The sequence below is a fragment of the Actinomycetota bacterium genome (assembly GCA_005774595.1).
Classification (GTDB): Bacteria; Actinomycetota; Coriobacteriia; order Anaerosomatales; family D1FN1-002; genus D1FN1-002.
This window is the reverse complement of record VAUM01000349.1, coordinates 1-1879: the sequence shown is the minus strand read 5'-3', so window position 1 is coordinate 1879 and position 1879 is coordinate 1. Positions and strand designations below refer to the sequence as shown.

Sequence of the window (1879 nt, the reverse complement as noted above, 5' to 3'; positions counted from 1 at the left end):
CCGCCAAGGACGTCGGGATCGAGGTCGCGAACGCGAAGGTCGCGCAGGCCACCGTCGTCGCGCCGTGCAGCGGCATCGTCACCGAGGCCCGCCGGGCCGGCACGCTCGCCATGGCGGGCGCGCCGCTCGTGCGCGTCCGCGCCGACGGCCCCACCCGCGTCGACACGTTCGTCACCCCCGAGCAGCTCGCCGAGGTGCGGCTCGGCGTCGCGGCGGAGGTCGGCTTCGACTCGAACGCCGCCGGCGCACCGCTTCCCGGCCGCGTCACCCGCATCGCGGAGACCGCCGAGTTCCCGCCGACCTCGCTGGCCACGCCCATCGTCCACATGACGCGCGTCGTGCGCGTGACCGTGACGATCGACGACGGCGGCTGGGCCCCGCCCGGCACCCCCGTCGACGTCACCTTGCTGACCGGATCCGGGACGTAGGGCCGCGAGAAGCGGCCGCACGCACGAGACAGGAGCACCGCCATGAACAAGAAGCCCGTCATCGCCGTGGTCGTGGTGGCCGCGCTCGCCACCGCGGGCTACTTCGGCTGGCGCGCGTACTCCGGCGGCAGCGGCGCCGGCGAGGACGCGCTCGGCGGCAGCGGCACCATCGAGAGCGACCGCATCGCCGTCACGTCACAGGTCGCCGGGCGCATCGTGTCGGTGCCCGCCGATGAGGGCGCCCCCGTGAAGAAGGGCGACACCCTCTTCAAGCTCGACACCGCCGTGCTCGCCCTGCAGGTGAAGCAGGCCGAGGCGGGTGTGGCCGCCGCGAAGGCGAGCCACGACAACGCCGTCGATGAGAACGGCTCGAGCTCGCCGGAGGCCGCCGCGGCCAAGGCGCAGCTCGACCAGGCGAACGTCGCGCTGTCGATGGCCAAGGTCCAGCTCGGGTACGCCACCGTCACCTCGCCGGTCGACGGGGCGGTGACCGCGATCGCCGCGCGCGCCGGCGAGAACGCGGTGCCCGGCAGCACGCTGGCGGTCGTGAGCGACCCGGCGAGCCTCACCGTGACGATCTACGTGGCGGAGGGCCGCATCGGCGAGGTGAAGGTCGGCCAGGAGGGTGTGCTGACCACCGACTCGACCGACAAGGAGTACGCCGCCGAGGTCGTCTTCGTCGCGAGCCAGGCCGAGTTCACGCCCGCGTCGATCGAGACGAAGGACCAGCGCGTGAAGCTCGTCTACCAGGTCAAGCTGCGCATCACCGGAGCCGACGGCGCGCTCAAGGCGGGCATGCCCGCGGACGTGGCGCTGCGGTGACCCTCGCGTCCGACAGCGCGTCCGGCCCCGAGCTTGCGATCGACTCTCGCGACCTGCGCCGCGTCTTCCGCTCGCGCGAGTCCGGCGACGTGGTCGCGGTCGACGGCGTCACGCTCGCCGTGCCGCGCGGCAGCGTCTTCGGCCTCATCGGGCCGGACGGCGCCGGCAAGTCGACGCTCATCCGCATGCTCACGACCGTGCTCATGCCCACGGACGGCGACGCGCTCGTCTTCGGCCGCTCGGTCGTCTCCGACCAGTACGCCGTCAAGCCGCGCATCGGCTACATGTCGCAGCAGTTCTCGCTCTACGGCGACCTCACCGTGCGCGAGAACCTCGACTTCTTCGCCGAGCTGCGCGGCGTGCCCCGAGCCGAGATGGACGCGCGTGCCGAGCGCTTGCTCGAGTTCGCGGGCCTCACCGAGTTCGCGAAGCGCCAGGCGCAGTACCTGTCGGGCGGCATGAAGCAGAAGCTCGCGCTCGCCGCCACGCTCATCTCCGAGCCGGACCTGCTCTTCCTCGACGAGCCGACCACCGGCGTCGACCCGGTGTCGCGCCGGGAGTTCTGGCGCATCATCTCGGGCCTGCACCGGCGCGGCATCACCGTCTTCGTCGCCACACCGTACATGGAC

3 protein-coding genes are annotated in these 1879 nt (G+C 72.6%); all 3 read left to right on the top strand.

Annotated features, from left to right (window positions below; translation table 11 throughout):
* Positions 1–428, top strand: a 428-nt coding sequence (locus tag FDZ70_09990; protein TLM68390.1) for an HlyD family efflux transporter periplasmic adaptor subunit, incomplete at its 5' end; no start/stop codon positions are given.
* Positions 429–470: 42 nt separating this feature from the next.
* A complete protein-coding gene (locus FDZ70_09985) occupies positions 471–1250 on the top strand; it encodes a biotin/lipoyl-binding protein (GenBank protein TLM68389.1) in 780 nt (259 codons plus the stop codon).
* A gap of 53 nt (positions 1251–1303) precedes the next feature.
* Positions 1304–1879 (top strand): ABC transporter ATP-binding protein (locus FDZ70_09980; protein ID TLM68391.1); only part of this gene is annotated, 576 nt, incomplete at its 3' end.

Coding starts and splice junctions, on each gene's coding strand:
- FDZ70_09985 (TLM68389.1), top strand. CDS start 471: ATGAACAAGAAGCCCGTCATCGCCGTGGTCGTGGTGGCCGCGCTCGCC.